General features: G+C 59.4%; 23 protein-coding genes. 12 read left to right on the top strand and 11 right to left on the bottom strand.

What is annotated here, in order from left to right:
* Positions 1 to 174 precede the first annotated feature (174 nt).
* Both LOC68_RS25920 and LOC68_RS25915 read left to right on the top strand, forming a co-directional pair.
* On the top strand, positions 175 to 1,407 hold the full coding sequence (locus tag LOC68_RS25920) for a PstS family phosphate ABC transporter substrate-binding protein (protein ID WP_230224532.1): 1,233 nt from the start codon (positions 175 to 177) through the stop codon (positions 1,405 to 1,407).
* 113 nt (positions 1,408 to 1,520) lie between these two features.
* Entirely contained in the window at positions 1,521 to 3,296 is a 1,776-nt protein-coding gene (locus LOC68_RS25915; RefSeq protein ID WP_230224530.1) for an SGNH/GDSL hydrolase family protein, read from the top strand.
* Between the two features lie 95 nt (positions 3,297 to 3,391).
* Here LOC68_RS25915 and LOC68_RS25910 read toward each other — a convergent pair whose 3' ends face one another.
* The 5 genes from LOC68_RS25910 to LOC68_RS25890 form a co-directional block, all read right to left on the bottom strand.
* Positions 3,392 to 4,201, bottom strand: a complete 810-nt coding sequence (locus LOC68_RS25910; RefSeq protein ID WP_230224528.1) for a sulfite exporter TauE/SafE family protein — start codon at positions 4,199 to 4,201, stop codon at positions 3,392 to 3,394.
* Positions 4,202 to 4,229: 28 nt separating this feature from the next.
* Positions 4,230 to 5,651, bottom strand: a complete 1,422-nt coding sequence (locus tag LOC68_RS25905) for an MBL fold metallo-hydrolase (protein ID WP_230224526.1) — start codon at positions 5,649 to 5,651, stop codon at positions 4,230 to 4,232.
* A 77-nt stretch (positions 5,652 to 5,728) separates the two neighbouring features.
* On the bottom strand, positions 5,729 to 6,046 hold the full coding sequence (locus tag LOC68_RS25900) for an ArsR/SmtB family transcription factor (protein WP_230224525.1): 318 nt from the start codon (positions 6,044 to 6,046) through the stop codon (positions 5,729 to 5,731).
* 157 nt (positions 6,047 to 6,203) lie between these two features.
* Complete coding sequence (locus LOC68_RS25895) at positions 6,204 to 7,334, bottom strand: formylglycine-generating enzyme family protein (RefSeq protein WP_230224516.1); 1,131 nt, start codon at positions 7,332 to 7,334, stop codon at positions 6,204 to 6,206.
* 57 nt (positions 7,335 to 7,391) lie between these two features.
* Positions 7,392 to 8,540, bottom strand: coding sequence for a formylglycine-generating enzyme family protein (locus LOC68_RS25890; RefSeq protein ID WP_230224514.1), 1,149 nt, complete (start codon positions 8,538 to 8,540; stop codon positions 7,392 to 7,394).
* A gap of 201 nt (positions 8,541 to 8,741) precedes the next feature.
* Here LOC68_RS25890 and LOC68_RS25885 point away from each other — a divergent pair, with 201 nt between their 5' ends.
* Positions 8,742 to 9,929, top strand: a complete 1,188-nt coding sequence (locus LOC68_RS25885; RefSeq protein ID WP_230224512.1) for a DJ-1/PfpI family protein — start codon at positions 8,742 to 8,744, stop codon at positions 9,927 to 9,929.
* On the opposite strand, the gene LOC68_RS25880 is transcribed toward LOC68_RS25885, so the two are convergent.
* From LOC68_RS25880 to hisN (LOC68_RS25860), 5 genes are all read right to left on the bottom strand, one after another.
* Entirely contained in the window at positions 9,926 to 10,435 is a 510-nt protein-coding gene (locus tag LOC68_RS25880; RefSeq protein WP_230224510.1) for a DinB family protein, read from the bottom strand. The genes LOC68_RS25885 and LOC68_RS25880 overlap by 4 nt on opposite strands.
* 88 nt (positions 10,436 to 10,523) lie before the next feature.
* Positions 10,524 to 10,943, bottom strand: coding sequence for a carboxypeptidase-like regulatory domain-containing protein (locus LOC68_RS25875; RefSeq protein WP_230224507.1), 420 nt, complete (start codon positions 10,941 to 10,943; stop codon positions 10,524 to 10,526).
* A gap of 99 nt (positions 10,944 to 11,042) precedes the next feature.
* Positions 11,043 to 12,086, bottom strand: a complete 1,044-nt coding sequence (locus tag LOC68_RS25870) for a DUF1559 domain-containing protein (RefSeq protein ID WP_230224505.1) — start codon at positions 12,084 to 12,086, stop codon at positions 11,043 to 11,045.
* A gap of 986 nt (positions 12,087 to 13,072) precedes the next feature.
* Positions 13,073 to 13,882: a histidinol-phosphatase gene (gene hisN, locus LOC68_RS25865; RefSeq protein WP_230224502.1), complete on the bottom strand. Its 810-nt coding sequence runs from the start codon at positions 13,880 to 13,882 to the stop codon at positions 13,073 to 13,075.
* Positions 13,883 to 13,997: 115 nt separating this feature from the next.
* Complete coding sequence (gene hisN, locus LOC68_RS25860) at positions 13,998 to 14,807, bottom strand: histidinol-phosphatase (protein ID WP_230224500.1); 810 nt, start codon at positions 14,805 to 14,807, stop codon at positions 13,998 to 14,000.
* Between the two features lie 200 nt (positions 14,808 to 15,007).
* Here hisN (LOC68_RS25860) and LOC68_RS25855 point away from each other — a divergent pair, with 200 nt between their 5' ends.
* The 3 genes from LOC68_RS25855 to LOC68_RS25845 all read left to right on the top strand — a co-directional run bounded on the left by LOC68_RS25855 (position 15,008) and on the right by LOC68_RS25845 (position 18,794).
* Positions 15,008 to 15,331 (top strand): hypothetical protein, encoded by a 324-nt coding sequence (locus tag LOC68_RS25855; RefSeq protein ID WP_230224498.1) that lies wholly within the window; start codon positions 15,008 to 15,010, stop codon positions 15,329 to 15,331.
* A gap of 203 nt (positions 15,332 to 15,534) precedes the next feature.
* A complete protein-coding gene (locus tag LOC68_RS25850) occupies positions 15,535 to 17,025 on the top strand; it encodes an OprO/OprP family phosphate-selective porin (RefSeq protein ID WP_230224496.1) in 1,491 nt (496 codons plus the stop codon).
* Between the two features lie 281 nt (positions 17,026 to 17,306).
* Positions 17,307 to 18,794 carry a porin gene (locus LOC68_RS25845; protein ID WP_230224495.1) on the top strand — a complete coding sequence of 496 codons (1,488 nt, stop codon included), beginning with the start codon at positions 17,307 to 17,309 and terminating at the stop codon, positions 18,792 to 18,794.
* 9 nt (positions 18,795 to 18,803) lie between these two features.
* On the opposite strand, the gene LOC68_RS25840 is transcribed toward LOC68_RS25845, so the two are convergent.
* Positions 18,804 to 20,000, bottom strand: coding sequence for a baeRF7 domain-containing protein (locus LOC68_RS25840; protein ID WP_230224493.1), 1,197 nt, complete (start codon positions 19,998 to 20,000; stop codon positions 18,804 to 18,806).
* A gap of 317 nt (positions 20,001 to 20,317) precedes the next feature.
* Here LOC68_RS25840 and dps point away from each other — a divergent pair, with 317 nt between their 5' ends.
* The 6 genes from dps to LOC68_RS25810 all read left to right on the top strand — a co-directional run bounded on the left by dps (position 20,318) and on the right by LOC68_RS25810 (position 25,050).
* Entirely contained in the window at positions 20,318 to 20,809 is a 492-nt protein-coding gene (dps, locus tag LOC68_RS25835; protein ID WP_230224491.1) for a DNA starvation/stationary phase protection protein Dps, read from the top strand.
* Positions 20,810 to 20,859: 50 nt separating this feature from the next.
* Positions 20,860 to 21,015: a hypothetical protein gene (locus LOC68_RS25830; RefSeq protein ID WP_230224489.1), complete on the top strand. Its 156-nt coding sequence runs from the start codon at positions 20,860 to 20,862 to the stop codon at positions 21,013 to 21,015.
* Positions 21,016 to 21,138: 123 nt separating this feature from the next.
* Positions 21,139 to 22,293 carry a tetratricopeptide repeat protein gene (locus LOC68_RS25825; RefSeq protein WP_230224488.1) on the top strand — a complete coding sequence of 385 codons (1,155 nt, stop codon included), beginning with the start codon at positions 21,139 to 21,141 and terminating at the stop codon, positions 22,291 to 22,293.
* Positions 22,294 to 22,410: 117 nt separating this feature from the next.
* Positions 22,411 to 22,968, top strand: a complete 558-nt coding sequence (locus LOC68_RS25820; RefSeq protein ID WP_230224486.1) for a hypothetical protein — start codon at positions 22,411 to 22,413, stop codon at positions 22,966 to 22,968.
* An 84-nt stretch (positions 22,969 to 23,052) separates the two neighbouring features.
* On the top strand, positions 23,053 to 23,385 hold the full coding sequence (locus LOC68_RS25815) for a hypothetical protein (protein ID WP_230224484.1): 333 nt from the start codon (positions 23,053 to 23,055) through the stop codon (positions 23,383 to 23,385).
* A gap of 132 nt (positions 23,386 to 23,517) precedes the next feature.
* Positions 23,518 to 25,050 carry a glycosyltransferase family 39 protein gene (locus tag LOC68_RS25810; protein WP_230224482.1) on the top strand — a complete coding sequence of 511 codons (1,533 nt, stop codon included), beginning with the start codon at positions 23,518 to 23,520 and terminating at the stop codon, positions 25,048 to 25,050.
* Positions 25,051 to 25,066: the final 16 nt, after the last annotated feature.

Genomic DNA, 25,066 nt, shown 5'->3' with positions numbered 1-25,066 from the left:
CTAAATCTGGCGATTACTATAGCATGATCTATGGCTGGCCGAAAAAGTCAATGAAAAAGCTTGGTTCGCGGGACGCTCGACCGTTGCCGCCGCACATTTTTCTCCTCAAACACCGCAATCGCAGCTAAGATCAATCGCAGTCGCGTTCTCCACTGACTGACTTGGAGTCGTCCCATGCGTACGTTGATCTTGTTTGTCTGCGTGGCGTTGTTGCCTGCATGCACCGCGGCCAAACCGGAAACAGCCCCAACCGACTCGTCCGCCGAGCAGCAAACGCCGACGGCCGACAGTCCTTGCAACGGACCTGTCTACGAATATACGCCCATCGACGAGGACCCAAATTTCATTCTGGTAAGTTGCTCTTTGACGACCGAGCGGCTGATGCGCCGCTGGGCGAATGAGTTTCAGGCGAGCCATCCTGCCGCGAAGGTAGAAGTCGAAGCAACAGAAGAGGCAACTATCATTGCACGCACGGGGGCCGGATATGGAATCGAATTCGCCGTTCTCTATCAGTCATCCGGCGGGCTTAGCGACGTGCCCGATCCAACGCAAGGCTTTCATTCCTGGCCTGTCGTCGTCGCAGTCGACAAGCTAGAAATCATCGTCCACCCCGATAATCCGGTCCGCGATCTAACCGTGGACGAAGTCGCCTGGATTTACTCCAACCAGGGCGACTCGCACGGTTTCGATTTCGATCGCGACGATGAAGACCCCGTCGAACAGCGATTAAATTCGCTGCTGCCATCCCAAGAAAAGACAATTGAAGAGCCGACGAAGCAACCGTTGATGGTCCGCGGCCTCGCTCAAGGGAGCCCATTTCTCGTCCACACCCGTATCGATCGCTGGAGAGACTTGGATATCAACAATCCGCCTGGGGATGGCTCGCTGCATGTGTATGGCCGCGAACGAATCGCTGACGACTCCGATTTTCTCGAACTGCGGACGGTCGGCACGCCCACCTATTCGCTGGGATCGACAATTGGCGTCCCACGCATGCCGAGAGATGACGAAGCAATCCGGATTGTTGAATCCCCATCGAAAATGATCCGCGCAATCGCCGCAGACCCGCAAGGCGTCGGCTACGTTTCGCACAGCCAAGTCACCGATCAGGTTCGCACGGTCGCAGTAATCGGAGAGCCGCGTAAGGACTTTTGGACCGAGCAACAACAAATTGACGACGCGCCATTTCAACTGGACCTCTCGGTGCTGGAGCGTCCGGTCTTCTTGTGGATCACTCCCAGCAATGAACAACCCCGCACCGAGTTGCAAGTTGAACTGCTCAAATACATCCTCAGCCCTGTGGCACAAGCAATCGCCCAAGAAGAAGGCTTTACGCCGCTTACGCCGGAACTTGCCAAGCGGCAACTCGAGGCCGCGATTGAGACTCCCAACCTTTCGCGTTTCTAAAGCCGCTTTCCGGCGATTCACCGGTGAAATCGCCGCTTCCCCTGCAGGTTGTTTCGCGCTGCAGATCCAGCGATAATGAAACCTCCTGCCACCACGCCCACCGGATTCACGCCATGAAGATCTTCCTCCGCTCGCTGTTGCTTCTTGCTCTCTTCGCCACGGCCGCGCACGCCCAGGCGCCGGCCAATACCGAACCGACCAACGCCGAGGAAGCGGCGGCGAAGAAGGCGAAAGAAGAAGCCGAGATCGACGCCAAGTATCAAGCGTGGGTTCAAACTTTGACGCCCGAGCGGCAAGCGTGGGAGAAGACGCTCCAGGCCGAACTAGGCAATTTCTATTTGCCGATTCACAAGAAGGAAAAGGTTCAAGGGCGATCGAACGCGTGGGACTTTGTCGCGGACGATCCGAAGCTCCCCCGCATTCTGCTGATCGGCGATTCGGTCTCGCGGGCCTACACGCAAACGGTTCGCAAAGAACTGGCCGGCATCGCCAACGTGCATCGTGCGCCGGCCAACTGCGGCCCGACGGCGACCGGGCTGAAGAAGCTCGACGTTTGGCTCGGCGACGGCAAGTGGGATGTGATTCACTTCAACTTCGGGATTCACGATCGCAACACGCCGCTGGAAGACTACAAAGAGCGGCTGACGCAGTTGGTTGAGCAGATGAAAGAGAGCGGCGCCAAGGTCGTTTGGGCCAGCACCACGCCGATTCCGGATGTCGAAGCGAAGAAGTACTTCGCCAAGTCGATCGTTGACCGTAATCGAGTCGCCGCCGAAGTGATGAAAGAGCAGGGGGTGATCACCGACGATCTCTTCGCCGCGATCACGCCGCGACTGGCCGAACTGCAGAATCAGGACGACGTTCACTTTAGCGGCCCCGGCAACGAGTTCCTCGGCCAACAGGTCGCACTGTTTCTGAAGGCCAACCTGTCGCAGGTTTACAAGCTGTCGGCCCGCGCCAGCGAACTTGATCCGGCCGCCGCCGAGCATCCCGAGATCGGCTTCATCTTCAAAGACGACAAAGGGAAACCGCAGGATGTTCAGAACGCGATCGTCGACACTCGCGTGCCGCAGCGCGGGCAACTGGTGATCTGGCTGATGGGGCACAACGGGGTGCTGTTCGATCGGATCGCGAGCTACGGACTACATGCGATTCAACCCCATTACGCCAATCGCTGGTTCGGCATGATCGACGGCAAGAACCGGGACGACGGCGAGAGCCTGGGCAAGATTCGTCTCGAAGCGGCGACCGGCGAAGATTTCAGCCCGATCGTCGACATTCCGAAAGCTGACGGGATGAAGACGCGGGCCCTCCACTTCGTGAAGTACTTGGCGAAAGAAAACCCAGAAGGAAACTGGGGGCAGTTTCTGAACGAAGATCAGTCCGACCTGCTGTGGGACAAAGTGATCATGGCCGGCGCTTCGCACGGCTCGACCACTTCGGCCCGGTTCGCCAAGCATCAGAAGGTCGCCCGCGTCGTGATGTTCTGCGGACCGCGAGATCAACTCGACTCGTGGCAAGGCTTGCCCTCGGCGACTCCGGAGAACCGCTACTTCGGCTTTAGCCACGTCCTGGACGGCGGCTGGTCCGGCGACCACTACTGCCGCTCGTGGATCATGCTTGGCCTGGCCAAGTTCGGCCCGATCGTCAACGTCGACCAGGTTCCCTATCCGTACGAGTCGTCCCGCCGTCTGATCACTGACGCCGACGTGAAAGGGAACGCCAACCGGGCTCACAGCAGCGTCGTCCCCGGCGGATCGGCCGTCAAAGGCCCCGACGGCCAGTTCATTCACGAAGATGTCTGGCGTTACCTCTTCACCTACCCGGTCGATGAAGTGGGCGAAGCCGTCGAGCCGGAAACGGACTGCATGCTCGATCTGAGAAAGTAGAAAACTAGGGTGGCACTGCTGGCTTGTCCAGCAGTGGAGCCCTGGTGAGAACGTCCCACTGCTGGGCAAGCCAGCAGTGCCACCCCCCATATCTGCTACGCCATCAGCGTCTTCGCGATCACGAACATCGCCACTGCGACGATCGCCACCGCAAAGCCTTTTTGCAGCGCTGGACCAGACAACCGTCGGCCGATCGCCTGACCGGCGAACAGTCCGCCGACACCGCCGGCGATGAACAGCATCGTCAGGACGGGTTCGATCGAGCGTCCCACCAGCAGGTGCGACGTCACGCCCGAGACGCTGACGATGGCGATCACCATCAGCGACGCACCAACCGCTTTGTGGATCGACATGTTGGTGAAGAAGATCAGCGCCGGCACGATCACGAAGCCACCCCCAACGCCGAACATCCCGCTCAACACGCCGGTCACCAAGCCGACGAACGACAGCATCATCGCGCACCGCGAGGTGAGTTGCAACTGACCGCTGGCGTCGCGACGACATGTCGGCTGACGCTCGTCGCCGCCGGTTTCGCAGGTGACCTGCGGCGTCGCCGCCTTTTGCCACAAGCGAACGGCGATGATTAGCATCAGCACGGCGAACAGCCCCAGCAAGAGCGCTTCGCTCATCCGCCCGGCGACCAACGTGCCGATCGGTGCGCCGATCATACCGGCAACGGCGAAGAGGAGTCCGGTCCGGATCTCCACATCGCCGTGCCGCCACCGTGTAAGAAAACCGATCAGCGAAGTCGCGCCGACGGCGGCCAGCGAAATGCCGACCGCCTCGTACATCGAAACGCCCATTCCGTAGACCAGCAACGGAACCGCGAAGATCGCGCCGCCACCGCCGGTCAGTCCCAGCGACAGACCGACGATAGCTCCATAAAGCAGTGCAATCGCCGACATCATCCTTCTCCGTTGTTAAAGACGCAGCTTAGATGCCCGCGCCTGACCAGCTGTGCAGCACCGGAAATTCCGCGGCGTTCCACGCCAGGTATCCGCCGCTCATGTTCGTCACATCCAATCCGGCTCGCTGCAGCAGACTCGCCGCAATCGCCGATCGCCCGCCGCTTTGGCACTGAACGATGTACGACTGCGAATCGTCGAGGTCTCCCATGTTCCGCAGCAACTTGCCGAGGAACCGGTGCTGGGCGCCCGGGATGTGACCTTGCTGAAATTCGGTTTCTGACCGGACGTCGAGCAAGACCGCATGTTTCCCGTCAATCGCCGCTTGCAAATCGGCCGGCGTCGCATTGGCGTACGACTCGTCTCGCAGGCCCGCCGTGCGAACCGCTTGCATGTCGAAGTAGCCGCTCACCAGGTCGATGCCGATCGAACGAAGCGAAGTCAAGCAACCCGGCAGCGAATCGGCGTCAGCGACCAGGTAAATCGGCTCTTCGTAGTTGACGAAGAAGCCGGCCCACTGAGCCATCATCTTGGCCGGGATGTTGATCGTCCCCGGGACGTGCGCTTCGCCGAACTGAGCCGACGGCGTGATGTCGATCACCAGGTTCTTCTTGGCGATCGACTTGATCACCATCGGATCAACCGGGGCGACCTTCGGCAATTCGGACAACAGTTCCGGACCTTCCTTGTTCACTCGCTTCATCACGGCGAAGTAGAACGGCGTCTCCGGCTGATCGGCCAGGATGTAGTCGACGAACTCTTGTTCGTCGTCGTACTGCAAGGCCGGATTGAACTTCTTCTCGTAACCGACGGTGCTCGACGGAATCGCCCCCAAACCCTTGCCGCAAGCGCTGCCGGCGCCGTGGGCTGGCCACAACTGCAAGTAGTCGGGAAGAGACCGGAAACGTTCGACCGAGTGGAACAACTGCCGGGCGCCTTTTTCAGCGCTGCCGACCACGCCGGCCGCCGTTTCGAGCAAGTCCGGACGACCAATCGAGCCGACGAACACGAAATCGCCGGTGAAGATCCCCATCGGTTCGGTCGCGCCGCCCCCTTCGTCGGTCAGGACGAACGAGATATGTTCCGGCGTGTGTCCCGGGGTATGCATCGTCTGCAGTTTCACGTTGCCGACGTAGAACGCGTCGCCATCTTTCAGCAACTGCGCGTTCACCTTGTCGACATACAGGTACTTCCAATCGGCCGGGCCTTCGTCCGACAGATAAAGGGTTGCACCGGTCCGATCAGCCAGTTCTCGCGAGCCGGAGACGAAGTCGGCGTGGATGTGCGTTTCGGCGGCGCCGACAATCCGCATGCCGTTGGCCTTGGCGGCGTCGAGATAGGGCTGCACGTTGCGGCCTGGATCGATCACGATCGCTTCCCCCGACTTTTGGCAGCCGACCAGGTAAGACGCATGAGCGAGCGCCGGATCGTAAAAGTATTTGAGTAACATCGCCTGACTCCTTCCCCGAATCTTTTATTAGAAATATCGCAACATTACGACATTTGATGCCAAAAAAAGAGACGACGTTACGACGTCGCCTCGACTCCAAATCGACTTTCGATGCAGTGCAAAATATCTTGCAGGTGCGGTTCAGCGACCGAGTAGTAGACCTTGCGGCCATCTTTCTGACTCGCCAAAAAGCCGCAGCGCTGCATCAGCCGCAAATGCTCCGAAGCCATCGGGCTGGGGATCTCGCACGATTCGGCCAACTCGCCAACCGTGTAATCTCCCTGCAGCAGCATCTGCACCATGCGGAGACGATGGGGGTGCGCCAAAATGCGCAAGCATTCGGCCGCTTGTCCCAGCGACTCGAGCGTCGTTAATTTCAATTTCGCCGTAGCCATCTTCGGTTCCTCTCTGCTTTAAATATATCGGAATGTTCCGACATGTAAAGCCAGGCAAAGTCGCCCCCGGCTGAAATCTCTTCTAAATAAGCATTTTTGGACGAAGGGGGCAAGCGACGAACTCTCTCTCCCCCCAAAGCTACTTCGTCCCCCATGCCTAATTCTTGGCTTTCTCGATCGCTTCCGGCAACTTCTCGTCGACCAGGCCAATAACCCCGCGACTCCCCTTCAGACGCTCAGCAACGTCCAGCTTCGTCACTACCGCCGAGGGCTCCCAGTACCGGATCATTTGCTGCTGCGGTAGCGGTCGCAGTGGGCGAATCACCCGAAAACCGACGCAGGTCGCCGGATAGTTGGTAAACCACCAGGGGCTACGCGGAAGATTCGGATCGAAAGTTTTCCACTCCTCATCATCCGAGCCGAGCTTCGCGGTGATCTTGCACGCTTCCGGCCCATCGTCCCACGATCCCCCCTTCAAACAAAGTGGGTAGGGCTCGCTCGACCATTGAATCGCTTCCGCAACCGTCAGCGTCTTACCGGACAGTTTGGCAGAGGGCTCCTCGACATAGGCGTCGAGCACCCATTCCCAAACGTTCCCCTGCATGTCGTACAGGCCATATTGGTTCGGCGCCTTCTCCGCCACTTTGTGCTGAGCCTCTTCGGCGTTCTCGACATACCACGCGTAGTCTCCCAGCTTTTCGGCATCGCCAAACGAATAAGGCCCTGCCGCTCCTCCGAGCGCCGCATGTTCCCATTCCGCTTCGCTCGGCAGTCGATACTGCTGGCCGGTCACGCCGCTGATCCATTTGCTGAACTGCATCGCGGCGTACTGCGTCATGGTCACCGCCGCTTGCTGCGGATCCTCGCCGTTTTCAAACGCGATGCGGCGCGAACAAAGAGGAGTCGGCGTCGTCACCGCGTCAATCTTGTTGTCGTCGGTAACCGGGCGAACGCCCGCCTGCTCAAACCTCTGGAACAGGTCGTACAGCTGCATGAACTCTTGGTACTGCCCCCAAGTCGTCTCGGTCTTCGCCATCCAGAACGGCTCGATCGTGACCTGATAGGTGGAGTCGCCGGTTCCCATTACGTGCGTTCCGCCCGGCACGGGGACCATCGACAACGTCGCCTTCGTTCCAGGGATCTGCATCTGGTACGGAACCATGTAACCGCCGTCGACCTCGACATACGGACCTGCAACCGGCTTGGTCTTGGCGATGCCGAGCGTCTCCCCAGCCGCTGGCGCAGCGAACAACAAGATTAAGATCGAACAGGCAACTGCGATTCTCATATCGTTCCGTATCGGCTGAATCGATTTCAAGCGATCTTCCCAGCAGACGACACGCCCTTATTCTTGGTGCGCTTTCTTCATCGCTTCCGGCAGTTTCTCATCGACCAGGCCAATTTCGCCCCACTGGCCGGTCACACGATCGATAATATCCCGCTTCGTCTCTGCGGCTGATGGTTCCCAGTACCGGACCATCGCCTCGTTGGGCAACCGCTGCAACGGGCGAATCACCCGAAAACCAACGCAGTTCGCCGGATAGTTGGTGAACCACCAGGGACTAAGCGGAATGTTCGGATCGTGCATTTTCCACTCCTCATCATCCGAGCCAAGCTTTGCAGCGACTTTGCACGCTTCCGGACCATCGTCCCACGATCCCCCTTTTAAACAAAGCGGATATGGCTCGATCGGCCACTCGATCGCTTCCGCTACCGTGAGCGTCTTGCCCGACAGTTCGGCCGGAGGCGCCGCGACATAGGCGTCGAGCACCCATTCCCAAACGTTCCCCTGCATGTCGTACAGACCATATTGGTTCGGCAACTTCCCACCGACTTGATGCAGCTTTTCGTCAGCGTTCGCGACATACCACGCATAGTCCTGCAGTTTATCGACGCCTCCACACGAATAAGGACCAACCGTTCCGCCGAGCGCCGCATGTTCCCATTCCGCTTCGCTCGGCAGTCGATATTGTTGGCCGGTCAAGCGACTTAGCCATTTACTGAACTGCATCGCGGCGTACTGCGTCATCGTCACCGCCACCTGCTGCGGGTTGTCTCCGTTATCAAACGGCAACGCATCCGAGCAAATGCGATCGCGAAGGGGAGTCGGAACCGTAACCGCATCGATTTTGTTTTCGTCGGTAACGAGACGAACTTTCGCTCGCTTGAATTTTTTGAACAGGTCATGCAGCTGCATGAACTCGTGGTACTGCCCCCATGTCGTCTCGGTCTGCGCCATCCAGAACGGCTCGATCTTGACGCGATAAGCGGAGTCGCCGGTTCCCATCACGTGCGTTCCGCCTGGCACGGGGACCATCGCCAACTTGACTTCGGTTCCCGGGATCTGCATTTCATACGGAACCATGTAGCCGCCGTCGATCTCTACAAAGAAACCTTCCGTCGGCTTTTCCTTGACGATCCCCAACGTTTCTTCCGCCGCCACGGGCGCGGCGATAGTCAGCAGTAAGATCGCACCGGCAATCGCAATTCGCATAAAACTCTCTTCGGGACAATTCCTGCTTCGTCAACCGGCAGCCGTCGCCGACGAATCATCGTCTATTCTACCTCCATTTCGACGACGATCGGCGCTGCGATCTCGCTAGTTGAGCAATATAGTAGGGATGCAACCAACGTTTCCTGCACAAAAAAACTTGACAATTTAACGACTCCCATCCTCTTCACGTCTGACGTCGCCATGAGTTCTTCCACAATCGAAATTGTCCCGCCAAAGCAGCGAATCGCGATCGCGGCGATCCTCTTCCCGAACATGGACCAGATCGATCTGACCGGTCCTTTCTCGGTATTGGCCCGGTTGCCGAATAGTTCGTTCCAAACCCTTTGGAAACGAAACGAGCCGATCCGCGATCATCTAGGACTTGGGCTGCTGCCAGATGCGACGTTCGATGAGGTCGGCCCGATCGACCTGTTGCTCGTCCCCGGCGGACCTGGCCAAGAGGAACTGATGGAAGACGAGGAAGTGCTGAAGTTCCTCCGCAAGCGGGCGACGAAAGCGAAGTGCGTCTTCTCGGTCTGTACCGGCTCGATTGTTTGCGGCGCGGCGGGACTGCTGAAAGGAAGAGCGGCGACAACCCACTGGACGGCGCTGCCGCTGCTGAAATACTTCGGCGCCCAGCCGTCGAAACAGCGCGTTGTCGTCGACGGCAAATACGTCAGCGCCGCGGGACTCACCTCCGGCATCGACGGCGCACTTCAAGTCGCCGCACTGCTGCGAGGGGAAGAGGTCGCCCAGGCGATTCAGCTCGCGATTCAATATGCTCCCGATCCACCGTTTGATTGCGGCGAACCGAACCAGGCGCCGCCAGTGATCCTCTCCAGGGTGACGCAGCAAACGGCGGAACTAACCGCTCGGCGTGCAGCGACCGCCAAGCGGATTGGGGCGAAGCTGGGGGTTCGATTTCCCGAAGAGAAAGCAAAGGAAGAACTGATCGCCTTCATCCGCGCAGCGTTTGCCGGCGTTACCCTCGGCGACGGCGTCGGTTTGCTGCAAGGGCAGGGGCTCGACGACTATGCGTCCGCAGAAGAGTTGGCCAAAATTCGTGAACAGGACGAGAAGCTCGATTGGTCGCGAATTCCGCCCGACTTGCTTAACTGTTGCGAGAGCAGCCTATCCTTCTTCGACGGCGCGGGAATGCGATTCCACTTGCCGGCGTTCTTGGTCGCCGATCTAGAAGGAACCTTCCATCAGGACATCCAAGTTCGCGTGATCGGCGGTTCCGCGGAGTCCTTCGGACTGCTGACGTCGCTGCAGCGGGAAGCGGTTCGGCGCTACTTGAAGTTCCTCTACAAAAGGTTCTCCCATCAGGAAGAAAACCTAGAAGCGTTGGCCGGCTATTGGAACGAAGCGAATGATCCGGCCGATTAGCCCTGGACTTCGTAGGATAGGCCCGGCAACGACAACTCCCATCCCAAAGCGTCCCCTTCGGGGAGGTTCTCCACGCCGAGTCGCCTGAGCATAAACAGCAAATGGGCTCGATGATGCATGCCATGCGTCGCGAGATGAACGATGACGCCTCCCAACGGTTTCGCCGTAGGAGGCTTGTCGAGCGTATCGACGAAAGTCTCGTCCAGCCGCCGTTCGTCGACGACTTTCCGAGCAAAGCGGACGAATTCATCCGAGGCGGCCGCGTACCGCGTCTTCAGTTCGGCGATCGAACAATGTGACGCCGTGTGCGTGCGAACCTTGCGCCCGATCATCAAGTCGGTCCAACACTCGACATTCCAGACGACATGCTCGAAGGTTCGCCGCACGGTTCGGTGAGCGATGTCGAACTCTCGATCGAGTTGCTCGTCGTCGAGTCGCTCCGCCAGATCCAGCAACTGGCGCGTCGTAAACGCGTCATGGCCTAAGAGTCGATCGAGCAGATCCATTCCGAGTCCTTCGACTTGTCGCAGGGGGAGTCGCCAGAGGTAAGTTGCTGGACTTACATCTTAACTCGCTTGCCCGCGACTAGGACCGCTACAGCGCGAAATCAACGTGATTGGCTCGATCCTCAATCACCACCGGCTCGGGCCAGTTGAATTCTTTCGGGATGCCGCCGCGGCCGCCGGCCGATCTTTTTTCTCCGGTTTCTGAGATTGCTCCCGGCTCTGGTCGGCCGCCGTAGGTGATCGTGACTTGATGACTTCCCAGGACCGCTCCTGGGCGATCGGCGGTGAAGCGAAGCGAGTAATGGCCGTCGCCGTCGGTTTGACCGACCGAAGGGCGACCGGCGTCGGGATAGAACATCACCTGGGCGCCGGAGATCGGCTGGCCATCTTTGGTGACGCTCCCTTCGACCGGAGCGAGGATCGGACCAGACTTGCCGCCGCAGCCGAGCAACAGCGACAGCGTGAGAACTCCGGCGGCGCCGGAAATTTTTAGGCGAATTGAGTGCATCACGTGCCTCCCAAGGAATCGTGCGTGTCTGAAATCGAAACGATGCGGCAAGCGGCCGGCAAGCACAAAGCCGGCCGCTCGCTTCGACTCGGGAGTCGCTTAGTACGAATCGATGACGGCGCCGTCGCCGCGATCCATCAGGGCCGTGTAGGTCGAGAAGCTGACCGTTTCGCTGATGAAACGAGTCGAGCCGTCGGACAACACAAATTGAGCGCCGCCGGGGTGGGCCGAACGGAAGGCGACGTTGTTGTACGTGATGTCGGCGTTGCGTGATTTGCCCGGCCAACCGAGGCCGATCGCATTGATCGGGAACGCGGTGACGACGTGGTTATGAAGATAGTTTCCTTCGATTCCCGGTCCGCACGACCAGAAGCCAGGACGAACCGAACCTGCCCGCGCGTCCATCGGCGTGCCGTTGTCGTCGTACCAGTCCGACTGCTCGCCGATCGCGATCGTGTTGCTGGAACCGTCGGTAATCGTCGCGAACGTGACGTTCGTTCCCCTCGCGCCATTGGAGCCGCTGCCGTCGAACATCATCGGCACGACGCCGTTGTCAGCGAAGCGACCGCCCCAGCCCCAGACGGTGGAGCTATGGGCCGTATTGGTCGTTCCCCCTTGGAACGCACAGCCGCCGTTGGCCGCATAGTCGGTCAGTTGCACTTCAATCATCGCCGGCGCCCCGAGGCCTTGGGTCGCCGAGTTCGTGGCGCTCTCTTTGGTCCCAGGGAGCGAGCTCGACGGACACCAATAGATCGGCACGCGGACCTGGTTCATCGCTTGCCAATGCCGCGACGGCGCCGAATTACCGGAGACCGGATCAAAGTTGTTGTCGGTCAGCGGTCCGCTGTCGTACGCGGCGCTTTGTTCAATAAACGGGAGAATGCGGAACAGCCACGACGGCTGATGCGCCCAGCCCGCCGCCGGCCAGGCGTAGCGATAACCGGCCGGCGGAAAGATGCCGTAGGTATCGTGGTAGTTGTGCAGGGCCAGGCCCATCTGCTTCAAGTTGTTGCTGCATTGCATCCGCCGCGCCGCTTCGCGGGCTTGCTGCACCGCCGGCAAGAGCAGGGCAATCAAAACGCCGATGATGGCGATCACCACCAACAGCTCGACAAGCGTGAATCCGTTTCGTGAGAACTTCATAGGTAAAGGTCCTGAACATGACGAATATGGAATTGGAAATATGAGTTCAGGCATGATGGGGCGCACAGTCTCATGCGGCGGAAAGCGACGGGGCGGTCGCCGATAAACTCCGCCGTACGCCACGCCTTTGGGGCCAGGCGAACACTGTGCACAATGTTTGATAGCGACGGGCCAGGCGCGGTGCGCCTCGAAATCAAAAAAAACGAGAAATCGGGCGGACGTTTTTTCTAGGGAAGAATTGTTCCCGTCTCGGCAAGCCTGCGCAGGACTGTCTTGCGGAGCTTTCGTCAGGCGCCACAGAACGAGCGACATCGATGGAACGAGTTTGTCTGTTGACAAAGCGCACGGAGTTGTGATCGATTGCGTCGTTCACTCTGGGTAGGGTCCGCTGTGCGGACCGCGAGCCTGCGTCTTTTGCGTTTCCACGCGAAGTGAAACCAAGCGACTTGGGCAGGTTCCTGGTGCGTCTCGACGCACCCTACCGAAGAAAAAAATGCGCGGTCCAGTCCACTGTTCATTTGGGCGCAAAACAATTGCAGCCCGGAACGCCGTTCAGTCCGGCGAAAAAAAATGGAGCGATCCAGTCCACTCCGGCCGTAGGGTCCGCTCTGCGGACCGCGGGAAGTGCGCAAGAGTTGGCGAAATCAATCGGCGGTTCGTTTGTCCGCAGAGCGGACCCTACGAAGATGTGACCCGACGCGAAAAAAAATGCGCGGTCCAGTCCACTGTTCATTTGGGCGCAAAACAATTGCAGCCCGGATCGCGGTTTGGTCCGGCGAAAAAAATGATGCAGTCCAGTCCACTGTCCGTTTGGGTACGAACCAATTGCACGGGCCTGATGAGCGGACCGGCAAAAAAAATAAACGGTCCGGTCCAGTTTCGCCGAGATGGCGAACGTCGTTTGCTTGGTTCAGGCGGCGAAGACACGGCTCACAGAGCCGTGGCACCCGAGGCAAAAAAAACGAAGCGGTCCGGTCCAGTCCCGGTTATTCGGTCCGCGGAAACTTCCGGAGGATCTCCAGAATCTGGCCGTGGACGCTTTTGCTGCAGCCAACCCCCTCATGGTGGTGGGCAGTCGGTTCGCCTTGCCAGTCGGTGAAGATGCCGCCAGCTTCCTCTAGGATCGGCTGGGCGGCCGAGGCGTCCCAGACGCTCATGATCGGGTCGACCATCACCACAGCCCGTCCTGTGGCCACCAGGACGTATCCGTAGGCATCGGCCCAGGTCCGCGTCAGCCAGGCAGCCTCTTCCAGCTGGTCGTACGCCGCTTTGGCGTCGCGAGCGGCGAATTTGCTGGCCTGGGACGTGACGAACAGGCCGTCCGCCAGAGGGGTATCATTATTCACCTTGGCCGGCTTCGGCTCACCGCCTGAGCGGACATGCCAGGCGCCGTGACCGGTCGCAGCATAGACCAACTCGTCGAGTCCGGGGATGTAGATCGCGCCGATCGCGGGGCGACCTTCGTACTCGACGCCGATCATCGTGCCGTAGAGCGGAACGCCGGAGACGAACGCCTTCGTGCCGTCGACCGGATCGACGATCCAGCGGAAGGGGCTCGTCCCTTTGTGGGCGCCATACTCTTCGCCGAGGAGGCTGTCGTCGGGGAACTGCTCGAGGACCCGTTGGCGGATCAGCTCTTCGGCCTGGCGGTCGGCGATCGTGACCGGCGAGTCGTCCGACTTGCTTTCAACGACGAGGCCGTCGGTCTGAAAATAGGCGAGCGTTCCCTTGCCCGCTTCGACGGCGAGCGTGCGGGCGAGTTCCAAGCGATCGGCAAAGAGTTGGGGCGTGTTCATACCGGAGAGAATAAAGGAGGGAAATAAAAGCTGACAACAGGGAGTTGCCGCTGTTGCGCCAAACGGAGGGAAGTTTTCGCCAACTTCACGCAAAACGGCGCTGCTGCGGGGTGGGCTAGGGGAGTCGAGGATACTCGCGACAGATCGCCAACACCTCGGGCAGGACGTGCGGATTGGCGCCGATTCCTTCACCGCTGTGGACGGTCGGTTCGCCGCGCCAGTCGACGAAGGCGCCTCCGGCTTCTTCCATGATCGGCTGGATCGCGGCGGCGTCCCAGACGCTGAGCATCGGATCGACCATCGCAACGGCGCGCCCAGTAACGACCAGCAAGTAGCCGTAGCAATCGCCCCAAGTGCGGGTAATGAACGAGGCCGCTTCCAGGCGATTGAACGCCTCAAAGGCGTCGCGGCGAGCGAACGTGTTGACCTGCGAGGTGACGAAGACGCCGTCTTTAAGCGACTTCGCGTCGTTGACGCGGGTCAACTGCGGCTCGGCGTCCCCTTTTTTGTACCAGGCGCCGCAGCCTTTGGCGGCGTAGACCATTTCGTCGAGGCCAGGGATGTAGATCACGCCGGCGACGTTTTGGCCGGCTTGTTCGATGCCGATCAGCGTCCCATAGAGGGGGACGCCGGCGACGAAGCTTTTGGTGCCGTCGATCGGGTCAATAATCCAGCGGAAGTCGCCGGTTCCTTCGGTCACGCCGAATTCTTCCCCAATGATGCCGTCGGCGGGGAACTTTTCGGCCAGTTGGTTACGTATGAACGTTTCCGCTTCGCGGTCGGCGACTGTCACCGGCGAGTCGTCCGACTTGCGGTCGACCACGAGGCCTGACTTTTGAAAGTGCTTGAGCGTCCCCTGACCTGCGGTAACGGCAAGCTGCAAAGCGAGTTCTAAACGAGCGGCGATTTCCGGCGAAGTGTTCATAAAAGGGAAAGATACGGCGCCTGTAGGCATTACGACAACCGGGGGCGGCGAATTCGGGGCGAACCTAGTCTCCGCGAACGTCTCCTTCTAAACTTCCGCTAGAAGCCTTCGCCGGCTTTACCGGATAACTACAAACCATAAGGGACTTGGATATAGCCAAATCACGTAAACCGGGACGAACGTCGACGTCGCGCCCGCAAGTGGATCGGAAGACGCTGCAACTATGCCGCCAGGTGTTGGAGACGCTGGAGATGGTTCTCTCTGGCGAGATCGACGACGACCGTTTACCGATCTTGCATGTGGTCGAAGTCGAGCCGGCGCCAGACAGTACGCGGATGCTCGTCACCATCTCGGCCGACATCGCCAACACCGACTTCGACCCGAACGAAATTCTGATGACGCTCGGCGAATACGCCGACTTGCTGCGGATGGAAGTCGCCGCTGCGATCCACCGCAAGAAGGCGCCGCTGCTGCATTTCCGATTTGCTCCGCATGCGAACCTTCCCCTGGAGTTTGGCGATTGATCGGAAGTTGCGACTGCTATCGTCGAGCCTGATTTTTGGGGGCGGAGGCCCAACAATTCGCACAGCCGGAATAAGCGGTTCTAACGGGGGTGCGGACCTCCGCTGAGCGATGAATGTCGTTATTGGATCGATCGGCGTCGGCCGATCTTCCCCCCTAGCAACAACGATCATTCTCTTTTCGCAAATCGCTGGGGAGCGAACAAATGTCTTGGCTGTCACGGACGGCGGCTGCTGCTCTATTGGTAGGTAGCGCCCTAACGGGAAACTCGGTATTCGCGCAACAGTCGGCCCAGGATGAACTGGCCGAAATTCGCGCACAAATGGCCGCGCAACAAGCGGAACTGCAAGAGCTGCGACAGAAGCTTGAGTTGCAGCCCGCCTATGGCATTCGCCCAGCGGATCCCGCCGCTTGCGGCGGCGGCCCCGAGATCTACCGCTTGCCGGTATGCTACGACTATTTCTACGAGCCGTCCTGCTGCGACGACGCGAAACCGCCGAAGCAGCATGTCATGAAGTGGTACACGACGTATGACAAGGGATTCGTCATTCGTCCGTTTAACCCGGAAGAGAACCCGTACGAAATCAAATTCGGCGGCTGGGTTCAGTTGCGTTACAACGGTTTCGCTCGCGAAGAGGATAGCTGGACCGACAACGCCGGCGTCACGCGACCGATCCGCAATCGGAATGAATTTGAAGTCGAACGAGCTCGTCTCCAAATCAGCGGCTATGCGATCGATCCGCGGTTGAGCTATTTCATTCAGCTTGACGGCGACACCGACGGCGCCGACACCGTCGACTTTTTCGACTACTGGTGGGCTTGGGAATTCAACGACGACCAACAAGTCTTCCTCGGCAAACGCAAAGTCCCCGGCAGTCGCCAGTGGATCCTGAGCGCCAAGCATACGCGTCTGGCCGACCGCCCGATGGCGGCCGACTTTTTCCGACCGGGCCGTACCGTCGGGATCTTCGGGGCGACGAAGGTGGGCGAAAACGGCTACTTCGAGGCGATGATCGGCGATGGCTATCGAACCGAGAATGTTCCTCCGTCCGCCATCGACGACAAGTTGACCTTCGCCGCGACCAACTACTGGGATCCGTTCGGCGACTTCGGCTCGAAGCTGACCGACTACGACTGGACCTGCGATCCGTTGATGCGAATCGGCCACTCATTCGTCTACTCGCCGAACGCAGGCAGTCCCACCGGAACGCCGCTCGACGAGTCCGATTTCATTCGCTTGAGCGACGGTACGCGACTGACCTCGGCCGGAGCGCTGGCGCCAGGCGTGACCCTCTCGGAATTCGACGTTTACCTTTACACGATGGACTTCGCCTACATGTGGCGCGGCTTCAGCTTCGACGCGGAGTACTACATGCGTTGGATTCAAAACCTGCAAGCCAACGGAGCGTTGCCGGTCGAGAACCTTTACCAGCACGGCTACTTCGTCGAAGGGGGCTACTTCATCGTTCCGAAGAAGCTCGACTTCAACCTTCGCTACTCGTACGTCAGCGGTTACTACGGAAATCGCGACGAGTACGCAGCCGGCTTCAACCTTTACCCGTGCGACACGCGTAACCTGAAGCTGACGTTCGACGTCACCAAGGTCAACGGCAGCCCGCTGAACAACACGTCGAGCGGCATTCTGGTCGGCGATGACGGTCTCCTGTTCCGCACCCAGTTCCAAGCCGAGTACTAAACCGAACTCCGGTTTCGACCTTTCCCAGTTGATTCCTCCAAAAGAGACGCGAGCCATCGCGTCTCTTTTTTTGTGCGCTGGGCAAGTTTGAGAACCATGGCGAACGGCGAAAACTGGCGAAGAACCGCAGGTCCCGTAATCGGAATATTTCGCCATATCGAGCGAGTCGCCTCAGAATCTCTTCCGAATTGCCGTTTTCAAAGGAGGTGCAAGCGTCGATCTAACTCAACGTCGCAACATCGACTTTCCAGAACATTGTTGGTCTCCAGGGATCGGAAACCATGACCCGGCTGTCAAGGATGACGGCATTCGTGCTGCTGTGGGCTGCTGCGCTAGCAGTGCCGACAGCCGTTGCACAAACGCCGCTCCCTGACCCACTCGCCGAGTTGCACGCGCGGGTCGCCGCTCAAGAAGCGGAACTGCAACAGTTACGCCTGCGACTCGATCAGCAGCCGGTCTACGGTCCGATTCCAATCGCCCCCAGCTATTGCGACGACGGCGGAGAACTTCGCCGCTTGCCAGTCGTCTGCGATGTGCCTGGGTCCTCATGTTGCGAAGGCGCTCAGCCGCCGACCGAGCATGTCATGAAGTGGTACGTGACCTACGACGACGGCTTCGTCGTCCGTCCGTTCGATCCCGACGAGAACCCCTACGAAGTCAAGTTCGGCGGGTGGGGGCAGTTCCGCTATGTCGGTTTCGCTCGCGACGCCGAAACCTGGACCGACAACGCCGGCGTCACTCGCCCCATCCGTAATCGCAATGAGTTTGAAGTGGAGCGAGCGCGGCTGCATCTCAGCGGCTATGCGATCGACAAGCGGCTTACCTACTACATCTTGATGGACGGCGACACCGACGGCGCCGACCTGGTCGACTTCTTCTACTACTGGTGGGCGTGGGAGTTTGGCGAAGGGCAGAAGGCTTACTTTGGCAAACGGAAGGTCGCCGCGTGCCGCCAATGGCTCCTTAGCTCAAGAAACTGCCGTCTGATCGATCGTCCCATGGCGACCGACTTCTTCCGTCCCGATCGCTCGGTCGGAGTATTCGGCGAGACCAAACTGGGCGAAAACGGATTCCTGGAAGTGATGCTGGGAGACGGTTATCGAACGCAAACCACCGATCCGTCCTCCATCGACTCGAAGCTCGCCTTCGCCGCGACCAGCTATTGGGATCCGTTTGGCGACTATGGCTTGTCCATAACCGACTATAGTCATACTCAGACGCCGCTAGTGCGACTCGGGCACTCTTTCGTCTACGCCCCGAACTCCGGCATCACCATTGGGCAACCAATCGGCGAATCCGATTTCATTCGCCTGACCGACGGCACCCGGATGACGGAGATCGGAGCGCTCGCGCCAGGCGTGACTCTCTCCGAATTTTCGGTCTACCTGTATGCGATGGACTTCGGGGCGAAATGGAACGGTTGGAGCTTCGACGCCGAGTTCTACATGCGCTGGATCGAGAACCTGAAAGCGAACGGCCCGCTGCCGGTCGACAATCTCTATCAGCATGGTTACTTCGTCGAAGGGGGATACTTCCTGATCCCAGAGAGGTTAGACGCTAACATTCGCTACTCGTACGTCACCGGACTCTACGGCAACTGCGACGAATACGGGGCCGGCGTCAGCATCTATCCGTGCGACACGCGGCATCTGAAAATCTCGTTCGACGTGACAAAGGTCAACGGCAGCCCGCTCAACAATACCTCGAGCGGCATCCTGGTCGGCGATGACGGCATCCTATTCCGCAGTCAGCTGCAAGCCGAGTTCTAGTCGGTCGATCTAGGGGGTCGACTTGATAAAGAGGTCGGTATCGTAGATCGCATCGGGAATCGGAAAACGAAACGTCGCGGCGACCTGAGCCCCGTCGGGCATGTCGTCCGCTTCCAGCGTGTAGACGGAACCTCCCGAGGAGAGAGTCCGAACAGCGGCGTAGTTCAACAGGTCTTCGTCACCTTCAGTGCGGGTCAGCACGATCCGTTCGTTCTCTTCGTCAACGATGCCGTGCGCCTTCGCTCCGCGCGTCAGAAACAACACGTCAACGCCATCCATCATCGCGGCGATCAACGTCTCCTTCGCGTCGACCGAAGCGCGGGAGACGCCGCGCAGTCGGCTCATTTGCTCCACCGCCGAGCGGCGCACCTGGCTGGCCCGTTCGGTCAGCAGCGGCGTTACTTGCTCGTGCAGTTGTTGCGGCGTCGCGTGATCGAAGTTTCCTGAAAGGTGCTCTTCCCACAGGGCGTCGCTCCGAAACGCGTCGCGGAACATCGGAAACAGATAGTCGACGCCGGCAAAGATCAACGGCTTGTCGCAGTTGGCCAGATGCGACTCCAACGGTCGTGCGACGCGCTGAAAAAAGCGAGTCAGCTCCGATTTCAGGTCGGCCGCACTACCGGCGACTTGTCCATGAAAGATCGTCTCGCCGGCGCGCGGACCATGTCCATGAAACCGCAGCGTGTCGGTCCACTCGTCGACCTGAAGTGCGCTCCGCAGATCGCTCGGTAAATCGGCGACGTCGACATGCCGCATCTCGTATTGATCCCCTTCAAAGAAGCGAATCTCGTTTTGGCTGATCACCAGCAGGGCGAAGTCGAGCGGTTGACACATCCAACAAGTGAGTGGGCGAATATGAAAACGATCGGCCAGATGGACCGCCGGTTCGACATGAAACGGCAAGCGAATCGCGCGATGCATCGTCGGGCTGGCGAAGTAAGCGAACCCTTCGTCCATGTGCCGCCAATCGTCCGCTTCGCGATTCCGCGTGATCCCCCAAGCAGGTTCCAACATCTTCTGGATGACCTCGGCCGGGTGACCGGCCGCCTTCAGGCGAGCGCAGGCCTTTTTCAACAGCGTCGCCAGCTGGATTGGATCTTGGTGCGTATCTTTCCCCGCTACATGGGCCGGCATAAAGAGGGATACGCAAGGTTGAGCGTCATTGTCGACTAGCAGTCGCAAGTCTTCCACGCTGAAAGAATACATCGCCTATTCTCCATGTTCCGAGTGGGGAAGTTCGCATGCCCCTGACTACCCAGCAATCGCTATGCCATGCGGCGCAAGTAGTGATAGCTCGGTAATTTCAAGTCGAAAACTGGCCGGAGTGCGGCCCTGGTGGTCGATCCGCAACCAGAGTTCGCCGATATCGCATCAGCTGCGGCCGATCGCAGAAAGCGCCGAAGCGACGGGATTTTGCGTTTCCTGCGGCCTTGGCGATCAGTTTCTCCACGTTCGGCACGCATGCTGCGTTAAGCGTTGTATATCCCCTTCGTAAATCATTTACCCAACCCAGGAGCAAGACCATGGGAATCACCGCAACACAACGAGAAATCTTGCCGACCGAAACGCGCGACCAAGTCGCGCATCAGTTGCAAAGTTCGCTGATTGATCAGATCGATTTGGCCCTACAGGCGAAACAAGCGCACTGGAACCTACGCGGGCTCGGCTTCCGCGCCGTTCATCTTCACCTCGATGAAATCATCGACGCCGCTCGAGTCGTCAGCGACGAGATCGCGGAACGAATCGCCGCCCTTGGCGTCGCGGCCGACGGTCGCGCCAGTACGGTCGCCGCGTCGACCGAACTCGAACCATTCCCAGCCGGAATCGTCAGCGTGCAAGACGCGATCCGCCTGATCTCGGATCAGATGTCGACTTGCTCGACCTCGCTCCGTCTGCGAATCGATGCGATCGGCGACGACGATCTGATCAGCCAGGACTTGTTGATCGGCATCTGCCGGACGCTCGAAAAACAACTGTGGATGCTTGAGTCGCAAGCTGCCGACGCCGCTCCCTAACAGCGGCCGGAACTTTCATTCACCCCTCGATTTTTGAAGGAACCCTAAAGATGACCACCATTGATCTGGCTGAACTGGCCGCCGAATTGGCGGATGAATATGAAATGACCGAGCTGGAAGCTTGGGGACTCGTTTACGAGTATGCGATGGAGCAAGAGGAGGGCGTCGCCGGCGCCGAAGCCGGCATTGAGAACACGGACGAGTAGCGCCGACGCCCCTTTTGGCGCCACGGAACTAGCGATTTTGCTTGTCGTAGACTTCCGTTGTCTGGATAATATCAGAAGGCGGATCGTCCGCTTTCTGTGACTCCCATGGCGGAAGGGAACAAGATGAAGAGCAACCGAGCCTCTTGGCTAACCATGATCGTCCTGGCCGTTATCGGCCTGCCAGGCTCGGTAATCGCCCAAGATCTTCGCGGCACCCCCAACGGCAAATACAACAACCATCCCACCTTCAACAGCTTTAGCAGCGGTTCCCATAGCCATCATTCCCACGGTTGGAACGGCGGCGGCAACTGGAATCGCGGTTGGAGCGGCGGAGGTTGGAACGGCGGATGGAATAATGGCTGGGGCGGTTGGGGCGGCTCCGGCTTCTGGCCCGGTAACGGCGGCGTCTATAACTTCTACGGCGGATTCTTTCCGGCCTACGGCGGCATCACGCCGGGCTATGGCTGGTCGCCCAATTACTACCAGTCGACCGTCTACGCTTCCAATTACTGGCAGCCGTACGGCGTCTACTACAACCCCAGCGCTCAGTACACTGAGTACTTCCTGCCGCCGCACGAACCGGCGGAACTGCGCTGGGGACCTCAAGCGATAAAGCAGTTTTACGGCCTTCCGCGCGACTTCGCGATGGGACCGCTCCTCTCGCAAAACTTGACCGACTTGCCGAATCCAACCTATCCGACGCTGACGCCAGACATGCTGCGCGTTGCGCTGGGGGAACGGAAGGAGCCGGGCATTCCGGAGCCTTCGCAACCCGCCGCTCGCGAACGAGCATCGCGGTACGTTGCGTTCGGCGATCGGCTGTTCAAAGAGCAGAGATTTCATGAAGCGATGGCGAAGTATCGCGACGCCGTCGCCGCAGCGCCCGACTTGGCGGCTCCGCAGTTCCGACTCGGACTTGGCTATCTGGCGACCGGCCGCATGGAAGAAGGGGCCGAGTCGTTCCAACGCGGCATGCAACTCGATCCCCAGTACATCTTCACCACCAGCTTTAACCTGGAAGAACTGTACGCCGGCAATCCGCTGGCGAAAAACGCCCTGTTGGAAGGGATCGCCCGCCGAACGATCAACGATCCGACAAGCTCCGACAACCTGTTCGACGTCGGTATCGTCCTCTATCTGGACGGGCAGGTCGAAACGGCGCGGAAGTACTTCGCCGCCGCGCGGTCCCGTTTGTCCGGCGCCGACGATTCGTATCTGGCTCCGTTCCTGAGGGAACAAGCACCGGCCGCCGCGGCGCCTGGCGGAATCGATTTATAGTCCCCAGCCGCAAGAGTCATCTTTATCGCGGCGGAGAATTCGGTATCCTAGATGAAATTCAATTGCATTTAGCCATTTCCCGACGCCGAATTCTTCTGCTCCAAGGAAACACAACTCATGCGTATTACCCTGACCGGGCTCCTGTTGGCGACCGCCCTTTGCGGCTTCAGTGCGACGATGTCGATCGGCTGCACGTCGTCGAAACCGGCCGATTCTGGCGACCATGATCACGACCACGATCATGATCATGGCGACCATGACCACGATCACGACGAACATGCCGGACACGATCACGGCGAAATTGGCCCCAATGGCGGTCATATCGTTGAGCTCGAAGGGGGCCCATATCACTTGGAATGGGTTCACCCGGAAGGGAAGCAGGCCGAGGACGCCGAGAAGATGATCACCTTCTACGTGCTTGACGCCGACGCGAAGAAAGAAGCCCCGATCGCCGCCGAAGCGATCACGGTCAAACTGACCACCGGCGGAGAAACCAAGGAAGTCGCCGCCAAAGCGGAACGCGCCGAAGGCGCCGAGACGTCCGCCAAGTTCGTTCTGACCGATCCGCTGGCCGCCACGATTCTGACTTCGGAAGAAGTCGATGCAGTCGTCGTCTTTGACGTCGATGGGAAAGAACTCAAAGGAAAGATCGAAGATCACCACCATCACCACTAAAACCAGGTGATGCGTCGCGACCACAAAACGGCCCCTTAGCGGGCCGTTTTCTTTGGCCGCTCATCAACTTCGCCGCACAGCGCCATGAGCCAACGTCCAACCGACAATTCGCTCGAGAATCCGTTTCAATCGCCGGTCGCGCCGTCGAACGAATACGAAGTTCGCGGCCCCGGCATCTGTCCCTACTGCGGCCAGTCCGACTTTGAACGCCCCGTCTTCACGCATTGGGGAGGTTTCGTCGGCCCCTGGCTGCTAAATCACGCCGTTTGCCGACATTGCCAGCGTGGCTTCAACGCTGGATCGGGGGCCAGCAATCTGCTCAACATCATCCTCTACCAGATTGGCAGTGTGGTGTTGGTCGTCGCGGCGCTGCTCATCTGCATTTTCTATGTGCTCCCCGGCTGGGGACTGCTGTAGCTAGGGGTGGACGCCGCTAGCTTGCAGTCAAATTGATCTGGCGTAATTCGTGCTTTCTCTCTAAAAGTAGGCGAAATATAGAACACGGCCCCCCTCGGGGCCTTCGCCAACGCACGATTCCGGCTTGTCACGATGAACGCCCCCGACACGAACCAATCCGACTTTTCCGCGCGGTGGTTCTGGGCGTTCGCCATCGGTCACTTGCTCCTTTGGACCGCCGTCCCTTTCCTCACGCAAGCGAACGGACCGCTCGATAACGTCGAGATGCTCAATTGGGGGCATGAGTGGCAGTGGGGCTATGCCAAACACCCGCCGCTTCCCGCTTGGGCGGCCGAAGCGGCCTCGTACCTGCCTGGCGATCCTGTCTGGTCGACCTATTTGCTGAGCCAAGTCTGTATCGTCGCCTGTTTTTGGGCGGCTTGGAAACTGGGGCGCGAGTTCCTTTCTCCCGGAATCGCCTTGGCCGCAACCGTCGTATTAGAAGGAAGCGTCTACTACAACTGCACGACGCCGGAGTTCAACAACAACATCATGGCCAAGGCCTGCTGGGCTTTGTTCATCCTGTTCGCCTACTACGGAATCGCGCGCGGGCGCATCCGCGATTGGGCTGCAGCCGGACTCTTTCTGGCGGCGGCGGTGCTTTCGAAGTATGACGCGGCGCTGTTGCTGGCGGCGACGCTCCTCTTCTCGTTCGTCAATTCGCGGGCTCGCGCCTGCTGGAAAACGGCAGGGCCGTACGTTTTGACCGGCGTTTCCTTGACCTTGGCGGCGCCGCATCTTTGGTGGCTCGTTTCCAACGACTTCGCGACGCTCCGCTACATAGCGGCCCGGTCGTCGGCGACGCATTCGTTGCTTTCGCACGTAGCGCATCCGGCCGAATTCCTCGGCTCGCAACTTGGCGCGATCGCCGTCACGATGATCCTGGCGACGATCCTGCTCGGCTGGCGCTGGAAGTTTCGAACAGTCGACGAAGCGGCGCGGTTCACCCGCAGTTATCTCACTTGGATCGTCCTTGGCCCGCTCTTGCTCGCCCTCGGCTTTTCGCTTTTGACCGGCGCTCACCTCCGCAGCATGTGGGGAGCGTCGATGTTTACGTTCGTCGGCGTTTTACTCTTCGCGTGGTTTGAATTTCGCGTTGATCCGGCGCTCGTTCGCCGCACCGTCTACGCTTCGGCCGTGGCCGGAATTTGCTTCGCGCTGGGACTGGGAGTCCGCAACGTGATTGGCGACGGCATGGTCAACCTGCCGCTGCGGGTCGACTATCCGGGCGAACAACTGGCCGCTGAAGTGGAAGAGGCGTGGAGCGAGCGGAGCGACGAACCGCTGGAAAACCTCGGCGGCGATTGGTGGCTGGCCGCCAACGTCAACGTCTACCATCCCGAGCGGCCGTCGATCTCGGCCGAACTCGATCATGACCTCCCCACCTGGACCGAGCGTGACGCTTGGAAGAGCGAAGGAGGCGTCATCGTCTGGGAGATGGCGACCGCCGACAAGGACTACGAACTGCAACTCAAACGGCAGTATCCCAACGCCGAAATCCTGCAGCCGCTGGAATTCGCATGGACCAAGAACCACGATCGACCGCCGCTGAAAATCGGCATCGCGGTCGTTCAGCCGCAGACCGCAATTCAAACCGCCGCCCCTGACGTGCCGACTCGGCGTTAACGACATTCCCCTAGAT

This window comes from Blastopirellula sediminis (assembly GCF_020966755.1).
Lineage (GTDB): Bacteria > Planctomycetota > Planctomycetia > Pirellulales > Pirellulaceae > Blastopirellula > Blastopirellula sediminis.
This window is presented reverse-complemented; position numbering and strand designations above follow the sequence as displayed.

Bases quoted from the DNA above. Each gene is read 5' to 3' on its own strand.
- LOC68_RS25920 (WP_230224532.1), top strand. From the start codon at position 175: ATGCGTACGTTGATCTTGTTTGTCTGCGTGGCGTTGTTGCCTGCATGC.
- LOC68_RS25915 (WP_230224530.1), top strand. From the start codon at position 1,521: ATGAAGATCTTCCTCCGCTCGCTGTTGCTTCTTGCTCTCTTCGCCACG.
- LOC68_RS25910 (WP_230224528.1), bottom strand. From the start codon at position 4,201: ATGTCGGCGATTGCACTGCTTTATGGAGCTATCGTCGGTCTGTCGCTG.
- LOC68_RS25905 (WP_230224526.1), bottom strand. From the start codon at position 5,651: ATGTTACTCAAATACTTTTACGATCCGGCGCTCGCTCATGCGTCTTAC.
- LOC68_RS25900 (WP_230224525.1), bottom strand. From the start codon at position 6,046: ATGGCTACGGCGAAATTGAAATTAACGACGCTCGAGTCGCTGGGACAA.
- LOC68_RS25895 (WP_230224516.1), bottom strand. From the start codon at position 7,334: ATGAGAATCGCAGTTGCCTGTTCGATCTTAATCTTGTTGTTCGCTGCG.
- LOC68_RS25890 (WP_230224514.1), bottom strand. From the start codon at position 8,540: ATGCGAATTGCGATTGCCGGTGCGATCTTACTGCTGACTATCGCCGCG.
- LOC68_RS25885 (WP_230224512.1), top strand. From the start codon at position 8,742: ATGAGTTCTTCCACAATCGAAATTGTCCCGCCAAAGCAGCGAATCGCG.
- LOC68_RS25880 (WP_230224510.1), bottom strand. From the start codon at position 10,435: ATGGATCTGCTCGATCGACTCTTAGGCCATGACGCGTTTACGACGCGC.
- LOC68_RS25875 (WP_230224507.1), bottom strand. From the start codon at position 10,943: ATGCACTCAATTCGCCTAAAAATTTCCGGCGCCGCCGGAGTTCTCACG.
- LOC68_RS25870 (WP_230224505.1), bottom strand. From the start codon at position 12,086: ATGAAGTTCTCACGAAACGGATTCACGCTTGTCGAGCTGTTGGTGGTG.
- hisN (WP_230224502.1), bottom strand. From the start codon at position 13,882: ATGAACACGCCCCAACTCTTTGCCGATCGCTTGGAACTCGCCCGCACG.
- hisN (WP_230224500.1), bottom strand. From the start codon at position 14,807: ATGAACACTTCGCCGGAAATCGCCGCTCGTTTAGAACTCGCTTTGCAG.
- LOC68_RS25850 (WP_230224496.1), top strand. From the start codon at position 15,535: ATGTCTTGGCTGTCACGGACGGCGGCTGCTGCTCTATTGGTAGGTAGC.
- LOC68_RS25845 (WP_230224495.1), top strand. From the start codon at position 17,307: ATGACCCGGCTGTCAAGGATGACGGCATTCGTGCTGCTGTGGGCTGCT.
- LOC68_RS25840 (WP_230224493.1), bottom strand. From the start codon at position 20,000: ATGTATTCTTTCAGCGTGGAAGACTTGCGACTGCTAGTCGACAATGAC.
- dps (WP_230224491.1), top strand. From the start codon at position 20,318: ATGGGAATCACCGCAACACAACGAGAAATCTTGCCGACCGAAACGCGC.
- LOC68_RS25830 (WP_230224489.1), top strand. From the start codon at position 20,860: ATGACCACCATTGATCTGGCTGAACTGGCCGCCGAATTGGCGGATGAA.
- LOC68_RS25825 (WP_230224488.1), top strand. From the start codon at position 21,139: ATGAAGAGCAACCGAGCCTCTTGGCTAACCATGATCGTCCTGGCCGTT.
- LOC68_RS25820 (WP_230224486.1), top strand. From the start codon at position 22,411: ATGCGTATTACCCTGACCGGGCTCCTGTTGGCGACCGCCCTTTGCGGC.
- LOC68_RS25815 (WP_230224484.1), top strand. From the start codon at position 23,053: ATGAGCCAACGTCCAACCGACAATTCGCTCGAGAATCCGTTTCAATCG.
- LOC68_RS25810 (WP_230224482.1), top strand. From the start codon at position 23,518: ATGAACGCCCCCGACACGAACCAATCCGACTTTTCCGCGCGGTGGTTC.